General features: G+C 42.3%; 16 protein-coding genes and 1 pseudogene. 4 read left to right on the top strand and 13 right to left on the bottom strand.

What is annotated here, in order from left to right; translation table 11 throughout:
- Positions 1-58 precede the first annotated feature (58 nt).
- Positions 59-421 (bottom strand): annotated as a pseudogene (locus tag O9290_RS25580) (RpnC/YadD family protein); the annotation flags it as partial.
- A 173-nt stretch (positions 422-594) separates the two neighbouring features.
- Entirely contained in the window at positions 595-2,124 is a 1,530-nt protein-coding gene (locus O9290_RS25585; RefSeq protein WP_288054689.1) for a hypothetical protein, read from the bottom strand.
- A gap of 304 nt (positions 2,125-2,428) precedes the next feature.
- Here O9290_RS25585 and O9290_RS25590 point away from each other — a divergent pair, with 304 nt between their 5' ends.
- Complete coding sequence (locus O9290_RS25590; protein ID WP_012267935.1) at positions 2,429-3,097, top strand: HEAT repeat domain-containing protein; 669 nt, start codon at positions 2,429-2,431, stop codon at positions 3,095-3,097.
- A 61-nt stretch (positions 3,098-3,158) separates the two neighbouring features.
- Positions 3,159-3,671 (top strand): phycobiliprotein lyase, encoded by a 513-nt coding sequence (locus tag O9290_RS25595; RefSeq protein WP_288054691.1) that lies wholly within the window; start codon positions 3,159-3,161, stop codon positions 3,669-3,671.
- 291 nt (positions 3,672-3,962) lie between these two features.
- Here O9290_RS25595 and O9290_RS25600 read toward each other — a convergent pair whose 3' ends face one another.
- Both O9290_RS25600 and O9290_RS25605 read right to left on the bottom strand, forming a co-directional pair.
- Entirely contained in the window at positions 3,963-4,895 is a 933-nt protein-coding gene (locus O9290_RS25600) for a hypothetical protein (protein WP_002762034.1), read from the bottom strand.
- Complete coding sequence (locus tag O9290_RS25605; RefSeq protein WP_002762033.1) at positions 4,852-5,451, bottom strand: DUF1517 domain-containing protein; 600 nt, start codon at positions 5,449-5,451, stop codon at positions 4,852-4,854. Before O9290_RS25605 ends, O9290_RS25600 begins: the two co-directional genes overlap by 44 nt.
- A 476-nt stretch (positions 5,452-5,927) precedes the next feature.
- On the opposite strand from O9290_RS25605, the gene hpnH reads away from it, so the two are divergent.
- A complete protein-coding gene (gene hpnH, locus O9290_RS25610) occupies positions 5,928-6,944 on the top strand; it encodes an adenosyl-hopene transferase HpnH (RefSeq protein WP_002762032.1) in 1,017 nt (338 codons plus the stop codon).
- Between the two features lie 226 nt (positions 6,945-7,170).
- On the opposite strand, the gene O9290_RS25615 is transcribed toward hpnH, so the two are convergent.
- The 5 genes from O9290_RS25615 to O9290_RS25635 all read right to left on the bottom strand — a co-directional run bounded on the left by O9290_RS25615 (position 7,171) and on the right by O9290_RS25635 (position 11,754).
- The gene (locus O9290_RS25615) at positions 7,171-8,544 is read right to left on the bottom strand and encodes an HD domain-containing phosphohydrolase (protein ID WP_002762031.1); all 1,374 of its coding nucleotides are present in this window, start codon (positions 8,542-8,544) and stop codon (positions 7,171-7,173) included.
- 112 nt (positions 8,545-8,656) lie between these two features.
- Entirely contained in the window at positions 8,657-9,106 is a 450-nt protein-coding gene (ndk, locus tag O9290_RS25620) for a nucleoside-diphosphate kinase (RefSeq protein ID WP_002762029.1), read from the bottom strand.
- Between the two features lie 538 nt (positions 9,107-9,644).
- A complete protein-coding gene (locus O9290_RS25625; RefSeq protein WP_002757361.1) occupies positions 9,645-9,776 on the bottom strand; it encodes a hypothetical protein in 132 nt (43 codons plus the stop codon).
- Between the two features lie 196 nt (positions 9,777-9,972).
- Positions 9,973-11,226 carry a competence/damage-inducible protein A gene (locus O9290_RS25630; RefSeq protein ID WP_288054960.1) on the bottom strand — a complete coding sequence of 418 codons (1,254 nt, stop codon included), beginning with the start codon at positions 11,224-11,226 and terminating at the stop codon, positions 9,973-9,975.
- A gap of 405 nt (positions 11,227-11,631) precedes the next feature.
- The gene (locus O9290_RS25635) at positions 11,632-11,754 is read right to left on the bottom strand and encodes a hypothetical protein (protein ID WP_002757357.1); all 123 of its coding nucleotides are present in this window, start codon (positions 11,752-11,754) and stop codon (positions 11,632-11,634) included.
- A 16-nt stretch (positions 11,755-11,770) separates the two neighbouring features.
- Here O9290_RS25635 and O9290_RS25640 point away from each other — a divergent pair, with 16 nt between their 5' ends.
- Complete coding sequence (locus O9290_RS25640; RefSeq protein WP_288054962.1) at positions 11,771-13,327, top strand: ATP-binding protein; 1,557 nt, start codon at positions 11,771-11,773, stop codon at positions 13,325-13,327.
- A 124-nt stretch (positions 13,328-13,451) separates the two neighbouring features.
- Here O9290_RS25640 and O9290_RS25645 read toward each other — a convergent pair whose 3' ends face one another.
- The 4 genes from O9290_RS25645 to O9290_RS25660 form a co-directional block, all read right to left on the bottom strand.
- Complete coding sequence (locus O9290_RS25645; protein WP_002734303.1) at positions 13,452-13,736, bottom strand: type II toxin-antitoxin system RelE family toxin; 285 nt, start codon at positions 13,734-13,736, stop codon at positions 13,452-13,454.
- Positions 13,711-13,938, bottom strand: a complete 228-nt coding sequence (locus O9290_RS25650; RefSeq protein WP_002734104.1) for a hypothetical protein — start codon at positions 13,936-13,938, stop codon at positions 13,711-13,713. The genes O9290_RS25645 and O9290_RS25650 overlap by 26 nt, the downstream gene beginning before the upstream one ends.
- Before the next feature lie 379 nt (positions 13,939-14,317).
- Positions 14,318-14,623, bottom strand: coding sequence for a GUN4 domain-containing protein (locus O9290_RS25655; RefSeq protein ID WP_043998860.1), 306 nt, complete (start codon positions 14,621-14,623; stop codon positions 14,318-14,320).
- Positions 14,607-14,967, bottom strand: a 361-nt coding sequence (locus O9290_RS25660; protein ID WP_288087668.1) for an IS30 family transposase, incomplete at its 5' end; no start/stop codon positions are given. The genes O9290_RS25660 and O9290_RS25655, both read right to left, overlap by 17 nt.

Genomic DNA, 14,967 nt, shown 5'->3' on the forward strand with positions numbered 1-14,967 from the left:
CAAAGAAACTTTCAGGAAAAGTCTGAAAGAGACGATAGAAAATACTGTCCGTTTTCACTCAATTTTGTCCCTCAATGACTTGTGGTACTTGTTCAATATCTAAGTCTAAAGTTTGGGCAATTTGTTCTACACTTAATCCTAAAGCCAATAAACGGGGAATAGAGTTTAATTTAGCGGTTAATACTCCTTCCTCTCTGCCTTCTTCTAAAATATCTTGATAGATGACTGATTCTCTCATAATCTCACTCCGAAGGATTTTTTTAATCGTCTCTCGATTTAATACTAACCCAGCGAGAATACTGGTGGCGGCAGCGAGATTGCTTTGCACCTGTTTTTGGGAGATAGTTTCTAAAGAACGGGACACCTGACTTAACACCTGTTCGGGATCATCAGTATTGCTGAGGACGGCAAAGGGTAATAACTCATTGTTCGCTTAATTTTTTAAGGGAAGGGTTTTAAAATTGCTGTAACCTTTATCCTGTATGCTTTTTAGCGAATAAGGTAAGCGGAACATTGCCGAGACTGCGATCGCCAATTGGCTCGTTCAAACCCTAGGTATTTCTACAAAATGGAGACGCACCGGGTTGAATCTCCCTATTGGGGATTGTTTGGGACAGCAACAATCAAAATACTTCTGATTTGCGAGCGACTTAACCTGACCGGAAAGATATCTGTATAATCTAGACCAGCTGCTCTAATGCCATAATCAATTTCCACTTGGTTCAATAAATTTTGATTGAGAGGCCATTGTCTCATGTCTCCACCTAATGCGGGACCATTCACCGGATTTCTAGTGCTTGCAGCCGTATCTGAAAGCATTTGATCGTGGGTAAAAGCTAAGACTCTATCCAATAATTCATCGTTGGTATAAGTGAAAGCATGATCATCACTCATGGGATTGATCATTTGAAAAACGTCACATCCTTCGTCTAAAACCATCGCTTCTTCCGCACCGAATCCATCGCTCATAATTAAGGTAATCCCTTCTAGGGTATTGCCGATTCTTGCCGATAATCCCGAGGACGCAAAACAGATAATTCTTTGACCGGACATTCCCAAAATTCCGAAAGGATAGATGCTCTTGGGAAAGTAAATTTCTACCGTATCTCCTCCGGGGTAAGGAAAATATTCTCCTGCCCGACGCGGAGAAAAATTAACTTGTTTAAAGTTATTTCGCGTCAATTCGTCAGCGACAGCAGGATCACCCAGATTGATCTGCAGAAAACCGCCGAGAGGATTTAACTGAGTTTCTACGATAATCGGTCCGTTTAAAGCGGCACGCCTGGCATTCAAATCGCCGTAGAGTTGATATTCCCCCAAGTTAATTTTATCAATACCCTGCCTCCTAAAATTCCCCGCACAGGGAATTTGATAAGGCAGGCAAAAAATATGGCGTACATCTTGGAATCGATCGATAGCAGTAAATAGGGGAACCACATCACCTTGTTGAATAATAGTTTTTCCCCCTAGGGCAAACTCTAAAAATGGGGCGATATTATGTAAATCAGGATTGTATCCAGGTAGCGGTCTTAAAAAAGCATCATATTTGCGGGCCACCTTCGGATCGTTAATCTGTATTATATTTGCGCCTCCAGCCATAAATTTTAAATCCAAAAATTCATAACGATGGCCGAGGTGTGTAGCCATAGCATCACACCATTTGACCAAACACCGATAGATGCGCTGATTGATCGGTTCTTGATAGCCTCCGGGGAGAAACATCCCACATAATTGATTTTGCAAGGATTTTATGTAGTAATTAGGGCCAAGATAGGCAAGATGCCACGGATTCATCGTTAGATCCCCACAACCTTGGGCGCCAATAATGAGCCAATCCTGTCCTCGCTGATCGCAGAATTCTTTGAGATGTTGATAAAGTGTCCAAGTACCCGCTCTCTGCTCGTAAGCATTGGTCGTAGAGTCTAGGCCAGGAATAGCAATTTGACCAAGTCGATTATACATTATATCCGGCACTGCATGAGGATCCTGCATTCTGGGAGGAGTTATACCATCCCGTTGAATGCCGGGGCCTTTTTGATAGTCTGGAGTCACGGACACAAAGATATGCTCTTTTTCCGTGTCTAGAGTCAAAGAACCAGTATTAAAAACTCGATTTTCCACCATAACACCCCCCGCTTGTCTAGGTGTGGCAGTTGCCGCTAGACAAGCTAATTAGCCCTAGGCTATCTGTTTTTTTTAATCTCAACCTCGCTGACCTGAAGGGGAGTGGGGCTTTATATTTTTTTCCTGAATCTATCAGAAAGCCTAGCATTTATCGTATTACCATACTTAAATTATAGTTTCCCGGAGGAAGTCAACTCTCGCCTCAATCCTTAAGAAATCCTCAAGAAATCCTTTCCCCGCTCTCGTTTCTGAATTGCCAAGAATTGCGTTAGAATTAAAGAAATATTACAAGTGGTTGACAAAAATGAGTAAGCCTGATACACAAGCCATTGCCCTCCAGTTAGAAAGTAGCAATTCTAAAGATCGTCTGCTGGCCTTGGCATCCCTGCGAGAAGTGACCCCGGAGGAAGCTGTACCCTTGATCAAAAAAGTCCTTTATGATGAAATGCTGCCAGTGCGATCGATGGCTGTCTTTGCTTTGGGAGTCAAACAAACCGAGGAATGCTTTCCTATCCTAGTGGATTTGTTAGCCAATGATGCCGATTATGGCATTCGCGCCGATGCTGCCGGGGCCTTAGGTTATTTAGAAGATATTCGCGCTTTTGAACCCCTACAACGGGCTTTTTACGAAGACACGCAATGGTTAGTCCGCTTTAGTGCCGCCGTCGCTTTGGGCAATTTGGGCGATATTCGGGCTAAACAGGTGTTATTATCGGCTCTCGATAGTAACGAAGCGGTTATTCAACAGGCCGCTATTGCCGCTCTTGGGGAAATCAAAGCAGTGGAAACCGTCGAGAAGCTTTTAACCTTTGTTAACTCTGATGACTGGTTAATCCGGCAGCGATTAGCGGAAGCTTTAGGCCATCTTCCGGCGGAAAAAACGATCGCAGCCTTAAAATTTTTGGTCAAAGACGAACACCCGCAAGTGCGCGAAGCAGCCCGTTTATCCTTGCAAAAATTGGCCAACGTCTAGGTATAGGATAGAATAAATAATCTATTCTTTCAGAGCGATCAATCTTTGCCTACAGCCATTCATGGATATTCAAGAATTTATTAATCTCTGTGCGGGTAAATGGTTTTCTCAGCGTACCAGTTATCAATTAGCCGCCCAAAAAGTTGCCAATAATAAAGCAGAAATCACCATCGATTTGCTGGCTGCCGATGCTGCCGATGTGGTGCAATTATGTTTAGAAAATAACTGTCAGTCCCAGGCCAATCTAGGGGGATGGAAAGCGACTTGGGATAATTCCGTGGACTATGGACAACCGAAAAAAATCAGTTCTAGCTATTTAGTTTGGCTACCCTCAGAGAATTCTTGGCAAGGAAAATTAATCACATCGGACGGTAAATCGGCAGTGCTGGGAGAATATCATCTCAGAAGCGATCAAGCTTTAACTTTAACCATCGAGGATAATCACCATCGTATCGAGGAAAGAATCTGGTTTGCTAGTCCTAATCTGAGATTGCGTACCAGTATTATCCAGTCGGCCAATGGCGATCGCCAGACGGTTTTCTATTCGGAAATTCGCAAAATGGTTGCTTCTTAAGTAGGGTCTGCTGAAAAAGTTTGTTGGTGGGGTTAGGGTGTGGGGTGTGGGGTGTGGGGTGTAGGGTTTTACCGATTTTCATCTGGTCAATTACCTAATTTTCAGGGAAAAAGTGCCTAAATTTCCCCCCCCGATCACCCCAAGGTCTGGCACTTTTTGATGGGGAAAAAGTCTAAAATTCCTATCCAACAAGGTTTTTAGATTTATTCAGCAAACCCTAAGTAGCTGCCATCCCCAATCTCTGAGGTGGGGAAGACAGGATTAATCTTCCACCACTCCAGTCAAATCCTCCTAACGTCGGCCGCGTCTGCTGCTGCCGAAACCACTGCGACTAGGGGTACGACGGGAACCAGAGGAACCGAAACTAGGAGAACGTTTGACATTATCAGATTTACCCGAATTCTTCAGGGTACTGGAACCATAACCAGAACCACTGGGTTTGGTGGTGGTTGTGGTGCTGCGATTGGGACTAGAGGAAGTATTACTGGGATAACGACGTAAATTGCCAGTAGAACGGAGAGTTTGCCGATTTTTGACCGCCGGAGGTGGACTATTATGTTTAGTCCGGTATTGATCCACTGCCTGATTATAGGTGGAACCGTAACCACCAAAACCGGTCATTACACCCCCCGGAGTATAGAGGGGAGGAACGTAGTATTGAGGACGAAAGAGCAAACTACCCAAAGCTTGACCAGCAACAGCACCGAAAAAAGGACTCCAAAAACTCGATTCTTGCCGAATCACTACGGTTTCCTGTTGTCCGGTTTGGGGATTGTTCCGCACTTCCGTGACATTATGGACATACTCAATTTTAAAATCTTCGGTCATGTACAGGGTAGCCTGATCACCGTTGATTTCCACCGCGGTTTTTTCCCCTTTAGCGATAGCTTCATCGCTTAATCTAGCCATTTGCAGGTTAGTGGTGCGAAAGAGGGGAGAAGTCCCCCCAGGGGTGTTTAACAGCATTAAGGTATAAGTGCCATCTCCGTCATCGTAGGTAGCTTGTTGCACCTCGTAGCGACCGCTACTAACCTGATTGGATTCTTGTCTTACACTACTGTTATTAGCTGACGGTGACTGAGTTTGATTTGATGAGGAACCACAGGCCACCGTTGTGCAACAAAGGGTAAGAATTAAAAGGATTGTCGTTACTTGGCGCAGCATAAGGGCAAAATTAAGACTATAAAGGCAGTAATTCGGGGAAATTGAGTAATAGTTGCTCATTGGTCAATTCATCTCCCAATTGAGCAGGAGAAAAATGTACCTGAATCGCACGCAGCCGACCTTGGTAGTGGAGGTTAATTATTGATTTTAAACCATCTTCCAGGGCCTCTCGATCGGCTAGGCTAGTTTCTAAACCAGCACTCTCACCCTCGAATGCTATTGTGATCATAACAACTAAGTTATCGGTGACGGGTAAAGTTAAGGGTTCGTTTTCCCCCACTTGTGAAGACACCGATTCACTTAGGTATCTGGCCGCGGAATCGGTAAACAGTTCGTTAACGTAGTCTCCCGCTTCCCCCTCACTCCAAAAAATATCGCCCTCATTAGCCACAGAAAACCAATAGAGGTTCATCTGCAGCAGATTTTGACAAATTTCTACTAAACCCTCTCCCATGACCTCTAAATCCCCTTCGGAATCGATCGCTTCCCGGCCGGTACGATTAAGAATACCGATCAGCGGTGCGATTTCTTGGCCGTAGAGATGCAAAAATAAGCGACAGACCACATAGCGAGTTTTACCCGCAAATTTCTTAAAGCGATCGCCTAAAGAACTCATAATAGACCTCTGGTAAAAATCAAAAATTGTCGTTAAGGTTAGGAGTCAGGAGTCAGGAGATAGGAGTCAGGAGTCAGGAGTCAGGAGAGAGGAGATAGGAGACTTTTTTATTTATTCTCCCCACTTCCCACTCCCCACTTCCCACTTCCCACTTCCCACTTCCCACTTCCCACTTTCAAGTCAGTAGTCTTGGAGCCATAAGCTAGATCAAGGTGATAATCAAGTAAACAGGAAAAAAGCCCTCAGCTTTTATTTATTTTGCCATTTTCTAGGCTCCTATGCCTTGATGCCCTGTTAAGTAGTCGGACATAAATTCTGTTGTCTATCTTAAGAAATGTAAATTGCCGCAATTCTTCCTGATGACCGACTCCTGACTCCTGACGACCGGCTACCGACTCCTTACCCCACAGTTAACTTGACTTTTGTCCAACTACTTAACAGTCTATAATTACTTAGAATCCTTTTGGTGTGAGCAAATGGCTGTCCAACTGCAACAAGCTTTAGTGGTTGCTTCCTATATCTTGAAACAGCGTCTAGCAGGAAAAAAGCGTTTTCCCTTAGTTTTAATGCTAGAACCCCTATTTCGCTGTAATTTAGCCTGTACTGGCTGCGGTAAGATTCAACATCCCCCGGAAATCCTCCGCAATCATCTTACCCCAGCAGAATGTTTCGCAGCGGTGGAAGAATGCGGGGTTCCCGTGGTTTCCATCCCCGGGGGCGAGCCGCTTTTACACCCACAAATCGATGAAATTGTCAAGGGGTTAGTGGACAGAAAAAAATTTGTCTATCTCTGCACCAATGCTCTGTTGTTGGAAAAAAGCCTGGATAAATTTACTCCTTCACCCTATCTTACCTTTAGTGTCCATCTGGACGGTTTAAAAGCACATCACGATCGCTGTGTGGATCGAGAGGGAGTATTCGATAAGGCAGTACAAGGGATTAAAGCGGCGAAAGCGAGAGGTTTTCGGGTTACTACTAATACCACGGTTTTTGAAGGCACAGAACCGCAAGAAATGCAGGAATTTTTCGATTTTCTCGCTACTTTGGGTATCGATGGTATGATGATTTCCCCCGGTTATAGTTATGAGTGGGCCCCGGATCAAGATAGTTTCTTAAAACGGGAGCAAACCAGAGCTTTATTCCGAGAAATTCTCTCACCCTGGAAATCAGGTCAGAAAAAGTGGAATTTTAACCATAATCCTCTCTTTCTCGATTTTCTCATCGGTGAACAGGACTATGAATGCACTCCTTGGGGTAGTCCTAGTTATAGTCTTTTAGGATGGCAAAAACCCTGTTATCTGCTCAACGAAGGACATTACAAAAGCTTTCGGGAACTTTTAGCAGAAACCAATTGGGATAACTACGGTCGGGCCAGTGGCAATCCGCAATGTGCCGATTGTATGGTACATTGCGGCTATGAACCGACCGCAGCCATGGCAGCTTTTAAACCGGCTAATATGAGACGTGCCATGCAGAGTTTAATCGGAGTCTAATCTAGGGTCTGCTGAATAAATCTAAAAACCTTGTTGGGTAAAAATTTTAGACTTTTTTCCCATCAAAAAGTGCCAGACCTTGGGGTGATCGGGGGGGAAATTTAGGCACTTTTTCCCTGAAAATTAATTAGGTAATTGACCCCCTGAAAATGGGTAAAACCCTACACCCCACACCCCACACCCCACACCCTACCCCCAGGAAAAACTTTTTGCCGCAGACCCTAATCTAAACTGATTCTAACCAGACGGCGGGGACTTGACTAGGGCGATCGGGTAATTGCATCCATCCCATTTCGCACAGACGAATTACCGAACTTAATTTTTCTACCAAAGCGGGATCAAAACGAATCCCGCTATAATTTTGACAGCGCTCTAGGGCCTCTCCTAAATCTAGAGCTAGTCGGTCGCCTCGCGGTTGAGTTAATTCCTGAAAATAGGCTGATAATCCTAAAATTCTCGACTCTAGGCTGATTTCTTCCCCTTTTAAGCCGTTGGGAACACCGCTACCATCCCAGTATTCAAACTCATGGTAAATAATCTGTTGAATTGGAGCTAATTCGGGCATAGTGGCGAGTAATTGTGCGCCTAACACCGATCGATCTCGCCAAAATAACGCATTTGCTCCCTCTAACTGACTGGCACGCTGTCTAAAAACTTCGATCGGAGCCTCCGCTAGACCGATGCGGTATAATAAACCAGCTAATCGTAAGCGTCGCAATCTCAGGGTGGGTAAATCGAGCAATTGTCCCAACATTTCCGCTAAAGCGGCCACCTGTAGGGAAGCAAGGGGATTATCAATATCTCTTTCATCGACCTTTTGAGCCATTCTTAGAAAAGCTTGCAGTTTATTAGCGGCTAAATTTTTATTTAAACGGGATGCTTGTCCTTCTAAGTCGCTTAATTCTCGTGCTTGTCTGCTGACGGTGACTAACTGCTGTTGACTGGTTTGCAGATAGGTGACAATGCGAGAGACTACTCCGGTTAAATCCGTGGGAATGGGATTAATATTTTGACTAATTTCCTGCTGTTGTCTGCTTAAATCGGCCGCTAGACTGGGATTATAAGGATGCAGACGCTCAATTAAGATCCTAGCGGCTTTTTCGACTAAATCGCGATCGAATGTCCATAAACCGTAGAATTTTCGCTCCGTGTCTATTTGGGGTTGACTATCGGACCGGTATTCTTCTGGGGATAACTCATGACAGAGTACCATGGAGGCGTAATCGGGGGAAAGAATGATTAAATTCCACTCATTCACCAAACTATCGCTATTATCTAAGTTTACTAGCGAAACATTCTCTAAACTGCCGGTTTTATGCTCAGAAAAACCACTATCGGCCACGGCAGCGATCGCAATATGACGAGAAGAGCGAGCGATATCTAAATAGCGCTCAGCTTCCTGTAAATACCATTTTCCCTGTTGAAAGGTGACTAAAACCAGTGGTTTATTTGTACTGTCTGGGCTGCTAGTTTGCAAGATATGATCTTCAAGAGCATGACAGAGAGCCACAAGGGTATTCTTAAAATAGACCCCGTAACTGCTGGGTAATCGTCCCGATGAAGCTCTTTTTAACTGTTGTAAGCTGGATTCTACGGTCATAAGTCGCAAGATTAGGGGTTGAGTGTGGGGAAAGGGGAGAGGAGAGAATAAATAAAAGCCATCTCCTGTCTCCTGTCTCCTGACGACCGGCTCCTGACTGCCTCAAAGGGGTTTATTCTACCACCCAGGGAGTGATTGCGGGAGTCCAATTAGCTAATTCCGCATCGCTAAACCAGAGACTAACTTCATCTTTGGCGGTATCTGGACCATCGGACCCATGGATAAGATTGCGTCCGACACTAATGCCAAAATCACCGCGAATCGTACCAGGTTCAGCATTGAGGGGATTAGTGGCGCCAATAATTTTTCTAGCGGAGGCAATTACTCCTTCTCCTTCCCAAACCATGGCCACCACGGGGGAGGAGGTAATAAAATCGACTAAAGAACGGAAAAAGGGTCTTTCCTTATGAACAGCGTAGTGTTTTTCCGCTAATTCGCTAGAAACCTGCATCATTTTCAACCCAACCAGCGTAAAACCTTTAGTTTCAAAGCGTTGAATAATTTCCCCCACCAGATTGCGCTGCACACCGTCGGGTTTAATCATTAAGAAAGTGCGTTCCATACTGCCTCTTAAAATTTAGTCATCGAAAAATTGCGTCCGAAACCCAGATTAACCCGGAATGGCATCCTAGAGAATGGCCGCATTTTCGCTTAAATTGCTGAGTTAGCTTGCTGTCCGATTTAGCTAGGGTTTGCGGCAAAAAGTTTTTCGTGGGGGCAGGGTGTGAGGTGTGGGGTGTGGGGTGTGGGGTTTTACCGATTTTGAGGTAGTCAGTTACCTAATTTTCAGGGAAAAAGTCCAGGGATTTTACCCCGGATCACTCCAATGGTCAACACTTTTTGAGGGAAAAAAGTCTAAAAGCCTTATCTAACAAGGTTTTTAGATTTATTCAGCAAACCCTACCTAATTTTTAGGAAAAAATTACCTGAATTTTACCCCCGCTTACTCCCATATCTGGTACTTTTTGATTTCCAAAAAGTCTAAATTTTAGATTTATTCAGCCTGCTCTAAGCTAGGCTTGGCTTCAGGCAAAAATCAAGTGCAGACTCATAGTAAGTTTGCACTGATATTATCGCAATATTCTGTTTTACCGGTGGCTTTATCGACTGTGATCGCGCACGGGGATCGGGATTAGTTCGGGTTCGGGTTCGGGTTCCGGACCAAAAACACTCTCGATTAGTTTGCGCGCCCATTCTCTCAACTTGTCTATCACTTCATCTAAATAGTCCATTGACCAAATGGCTCCTTTGAGATACTAGCTATGAGTTTTCGTCGATTGATCCCCGCAACAGCTTGATTCTAGAGAATTTTAACTAATTTTCATCGTTTGGCTGTTAAATCTGACGAGCGGGGGAATCTATATCTTGTATTTATATTAAGCTTAACATAACTTTTTAGTCTGAGTATATATTCTTGGCAATTCTTTTTTAAGATATTGTTAATAAATTCCGGCGTAGGCGATCGAGGGCGGTATAAGCACTAATCTGGCGAATAGTCAAGCGATCTCGATTTTCTCCGAAACGATGCTCTGATACGGTGACATTTCCGTCAGGACTGGCTAAACCGATATAAACTAGGCCCACGGGTTTTGTCTCACTGCCTCCTCCTGGTCCGGCAATACCCGTGATACTGATCCCCCAATCCGTAGCGAGGCGTTTTTGCACCCCTAGCGCCATCTGTTGGGCAATAATGGCACTGACAGCCCCGAAATTAGTTAAATCCCCTTCATTTACGTCTAAGAGGGCAACTTTTACCCGATTATCGTAGGAAATAACCCCACCCCCAAAATAATCGGAACTGCCGGCGATTTGGGTGATAATTTCCCCTAATCCCCCTCCAGTACAGGATTCTGCCACACTCAAAGTTTGTTTTTGCCGCCGCAAAAGTTCCCCCACCACCGCAGGTAAAGTATCATCATCAGCCCCAAAATAAGCTAATCCGGCGATTTCCTTAATTTCCGTCGCTACCGGTTCAATTACCTGCAAAGCAGCCTGTAAAGAAGGGGCTTTCGTCGCAATTCGCAAACGCACTTCGCCTAAACCAGCATAGGGGGCAACGGTGGGATTAGTCAGATCAAATAAATGGACAACTTTTTCCGCTAAAGCTGACTCACCGATACCGCGAAATTTCAGAGAACGACTATAAATCCTCTCTTTGCCCCATCCTTGACTTTCTAGGTAGGGAATGGCCGTTTCTACCCACATTCTCTTCATTTCTGAGGGTACTCCGGGGAAAGTGAGAATAGTTACGTTAGTCTCTGGTTGCCAGATCATGCCGGGGGCGGTTCCGGTCGGATTTGGCAAAAAATCGGCTCCCACAGGTATTAAAGCCTGTTTACTGTTACTAGGAGGCATTTCTCGCCCTAAACTCGTAAATTTAGCCTCGATTTCCGCTAAAATCTCTTTATCTTCTCTGAGGGGCGTTTGGAAAAAATCGGCGATTGTTTCTGTGGTTAAATCGTCGGGAGTCGGTCCCAGTCCCCCGGTAAAAATTAAAATTGAGGAACGTTCTCGGGCAATAGCGATCGCTTTTTTCAGTCTTTCTACATTATCCCCCACCACCGTTTGATAATAATGGGGAATGCCTAATTTTGCCAATTCTAGGGCTAAATATTGGGCGTTAGTATTAACTATATCCCCTAATAATAATTCCGTTCCTACACAAATAATTTCAGCGGCCATAATTTTTGACAATTAGCTTAAGATTTTCAATTTTGATCATTAACTGATCTCCTGTCACCATCGTTCGATCGGGTTTCGGTAACGATGGTACTGGAAGTTAACCCTACCAGTGCGCTCCAGTATTATACCAGTAAGCTATCAACAATCAAAGTCTTGTATATTAGACCTCTTGTAAAAATCAAAAATTGTTGTTAGGGTTAGGAGTCAGTAGCCGGTCGTCAGGAGTCAGGAGAATTAAGAATGAATAATAATCAATTAAACGGTCTATTTACAGATTTTATGTAATTTAATCCTTGTTTTTGCCGTTTTTGAAGCCTCAAAAATTAATTATGCAAGAGGTTTATTAAATGCCACTTTTAATAACCAGATTTAGTATCACTACCTATGAGCAAACGTAAAATCAGCCTACCATTCCTCTACATAACAATAATTGATCATAATCAAGCATAACAAAGTATTGCCGAGCATCACCTCTTCCTTACTGCCATGACAAACCACACCAAAATCATCTAAAATTAAAATGTCCACTAAATAATAAAATTCTATGACTCGCTGGTTTAATATTGCCGGTCCCTGTTCCAACGATATCCACTATATGCTCTCTCCCACAGTACGATTACTAGATTTAGAGGAGCTAATTCAACAACGTAGTTACTTTGTCCTACACGCACCACGACAAACAGGGAAAACCACCGCTATGTTAGCCCTAGCAAAACAACTTACCGATACTGGAAATTATGCCGCAGTCATGGTATCAGTGGAAGTAGGAAGTGCATTTAATCATGATCCTAGTGCCGCAGAATTGGCAATTTTAGGGGCATGGTATGATACAATAAATATCCGTTTACCTAAAGAATTACAACCAGCTGCTAAACAATGGCAACAGGAACAACTAGGAAGCAGAATTAAGGCTTTTTTATCAGATTGGGCAAAAGCTATCAATCGTCCCATAGTATTATTTATAGATGAAATTGACTCTTTACAAGACCAAACATTAATATCAGTTTTACGACAGTTAAGAGATGGTTTTCCTAACCGTCCTGAAAATTTTCCCTCATCAGTAGGATTAATTGGTTTACGAGATGTGAGAGATTATAAAGTAGCATCGGGAGGTAGTGACAGATTAAAGACATCTAGTCCTTTTAATATCAAAGTGGCTTCTCTGACTATGCGAAATTTTAATCTTGCAGAAGTGGGAGAATTATATCAACAGCATACAGCAGCAACAGGACAAATTTTCACACCTGAAGCAATAGAAACAGCATTTTATTTAACTCAAGGACAACCTTGGTTAGTCAATGCTTTAGCTAAAGAAATTGTCGAAAAAATGGTGAAAGATAGAAGTATTAATATTACTAAAGAACACATTTTAACAGCCAAAGAAATATTAATTGCTCGTCAGGATACTCACTTGGATAGTTTAGCGGAAAGATTAAGAGAACCAAGAATTCAAGCCATTATTGAACCGATGTTAGCAGGTTTAGAATTAGGGAATATACCTAATGATGATATTCAATTTGTCATTGATTTAGGATTATGTAAAATGCACCCCTATGGAGGTTTAACTATTGCTAATCCCATTTATCGGGAAGTGTTACCCCGGGTGTTAACAGTGACACCAATGGCTTCTTTACCGATGATTGCACCCACTTGGTTAAATTCAGAAGGTGAATTAAATATAGATGCTTTATTAACAGCATTTCTCAAATTTTGGCGACAACAGGTCGAACCATTATTAGGTAGCACTGGTTATCATGAAATCGCTCCACATATAGTATTAATGGCTTTTTTACATCGTGTGGTTAATGGTGGGGGAGTTTTAGAAAGGGAATATGCAATTGGTAGCGATAGAATGGATTTATGTTTGCAGTATAAAGATGTAATTTTAGGGATTGAATTAAAAGTATGGCGTGATAAAAAACGCGATCCTCAAGCTGATGGAATTGAACAATTAGAATTTTATTTAGCACGTTTAGGGTTAGATTTTGGTTGGTTATTTATCTTTGATAGGCGGAAAAATGCCTTACCAATGGAAGAGAGGTTATCCACTGAAGTTGTGGTGACGGAAAATCAATATAGAATTACTGTAATTAGAGCTTGAGTGTTTTAAATGAAGTATTTTTGCAAACAATGCTTTTTTCAAAGATATTTAACGGTGAATTTATAAGGTACGTTGCATTTAATTAACACACCCTACAGAATTGGCTGCTTAATTTTTATTTCAGCTATTCATAAACTTTACTTCTATGGGCGATAAAAATTATCGTTACCAGTTTTAAATCATCATTAATTTCATAAATAACTCTATAGTCACCTACTCGATAACGATAATAACCTGATAACTCACCTTTGAGAGATTTTATATTAGGATGATTACGAGGATTAATTTTTAAACGTTCAAAACATCTATCTAACTTTTTTTGTAAAGTAGCAGAAGCAGATTCAAAAAACTCCCCTGCATCAATACTAATAACAACAGTATAATTAATATTTTCGTTTAAGTTTGTCAACAGTAATCACCTTTCCTTGTTTTACATTTTCTCTAGCATGATCAAAATTTTCTTTAAATCCTACAATCTCTAATAACTCTTGAGTAGCATCATCTTCTCTTGTTGCCAAATATGCTAAAAAATCAACTGCTACGAGTAATTTTTCTGGTGACAGTTGTTCAACATATTTTTGGATTTGTTCACGAAGTTCTAACGTATTCATAGATTATTTTGGTTATTTACCCAATTTGATTATATCTGATTCTGAGAAAATTTAGATCCGCGACTTCTGTTATTAATCTTCTCATGTAATAGATAATTTGTAGGGTGTGTTAGCGACAGCGTAACGCACCTCATATTTGCTCAATAATTTATTTTATTATGTTTTTTAAAATTTCCTTCAATAATAATGGTGCGTTACGTCGCGTATTTAATCTATTTGTATATAGCGTTTCCCAATCTCATGAGGTACACCAAAATCTTAACTCCTGACTCCTGACTCCTCAAAACCTAAGACTCTGTACCTCACAACTATGGGAATTGCTATATTTTATAATCTTTTTGCGCTCCTAACGCACCCTACAAACTGTAATCTTTACAGGTTACAATCTACAAGTCTCGATGCGACAAAAAATACTACTATCTTCCACAGGCACCCCCAGACTGGTGCTTGTTCCCTCCAACCAGCGATGATCATTCCACCAACCCATACCCCAAACTGGGAGGTGTCCTTTAGCTGCTTTTATATCAAAAGTAATATCTTTGTAGTACAACCAGCTTCCTCCTTTTCTCCATCCTACCTTGTCCCCGAACTTCTCCCCGATGTCTGAGTTATATTTTCTTGTTCCACCTAAACCCTGATAAATCGTTTTTTGTACATAAAAGGCCAATTCAAGTCTGAATTGCATCACTGTCTGATCTACCTTTATAGAATACCTCATTCGGGGTACGATAGTCAAGACATTTTCGAGGACGATTGTTAATCAAGTTTACGGCTCTTTCCACCTCCTCTGGCTTAAGGATTTTAAAATTCGTTCCCTTGGGGAAAAATTGTCTTAACAGTCCATTGGTATGCTCGTTTAATCCCCTCTCCCACGAATGATAAGGAGTAGCAAAATAAAAATCTGCTCCTAGTTTCTGACTCAACTCTTGATGTCCACAAAATTCTTTGCCGTTGTCACAAGTAAAGGTTTTTCTTTTGTCAGGGTGAATCTCTTGAAAAAGTTTTTCTGTGACTCTATTGATTTCCGAT

The organism is Microcystis sp. LE19-41.2A (genome assembly GCF_027530405.1).
Classification (GTDB): domain Bacteria; phylum Cyanobacteriota; class Cyanobacteriia; order Cyanobacteriales; family Microcystaceae; genus Microcystis; species Microcystis aeruginosa.

Excerpts from the sequence above, each read along its gene's own strand:
- O9290_RS25585 (WP_288054689.1), bottom strand. The coding sequence starts at position 2,124 with ATGGTGGAAAATCGAGTTTTTAATACTGGTTCTTTGACTCTAGACACG.
- O9290_RS25590 (WP_012267935.1), top strand. The coding sequence starts at position 2,429 with ATGAGTAAGCCTGATACACAAGCCATTGCCCTCCAGTTAGAAAGTAGC.
- O9290_RS25595 (WP_288054691.1), top strand. The coding sequence starts at position 3,159 with ATGGATATTCAAGAATTTATTAATCTCTGTGCGGGTAAATGGTTTTCT.
- O9290_RS25600 (WP_002762034.1), bottom strand. The coding sequence starts at position 4,895 with ATGAGCAACTATTACTCAATTTCCCCGAATTACTGCCTTTATAGTCTT.
- O9290_RS25605 (WP_002762033.1), bottom strand. The coding sequence starts at position 5,451 with ATGAGTTCTTTAGGCGATCGCTTTAAGAAATTTGCGGGTAAAACTCGC.
- hpnH (WP_002762032.1), top strand. The coding sequence starts at position 5,928 with ATGGCTGTCCAACTGCAACAAGCTTTAGTGGTTGCTTCCTATATCTTG.
- O9290_RS25615 (WP_002762031.1), bottom strand. The coding sequence starts at position 8,544 with ATGACCGTAGAATCCAGCTTACAACAGTTAAAAAGAGCTTCATCGGGA.
- ndk (WP_002762029.1), bottom strand. The coding sequence starts at position 9,106 with ATGGAACGCACTTTCTTAATGATTAAACCCGACGGTGTGCAGCGCAAT.
- O9290_RS25625 (WP_002757361.1), bottom strand. The coding sequence starts at position 9,776 with ATGGACTATTTAGATGAAGTGATAGACAAGTTGAGAGAATGGGCGCGC.
- O9290_RS25630 (WP_288054960.1), bottom strand. The coding sequence starts at position 11,226 with ATGGCCGCTGAAATTATTTGTGTAGGAACGGAATTATTATTAGGGGAT.
- O9290_RS25640 (WP_288054962.1), top strand. The coding sequence starts at position 11,771 with ATGACTCGCTGGTTTAATATTGCCGGTCCCTGTTCCAACGATATCCAC.
- O9290_RS25650 (WP_002734104.1), bottom strand. The coding sequence starts at position 13,938 with ATGAATACGTTAGAACTTCGTGAACAAATCCAAAAATATGTTGAACAA.
- O9290_RS25655 (WP_043998860.1), bottom strand. The coding sequence starts at position 14,623 with ATGCAATTCAGACTTGAATTGGCCTTTTATGTACAAAAAACGATTTAT.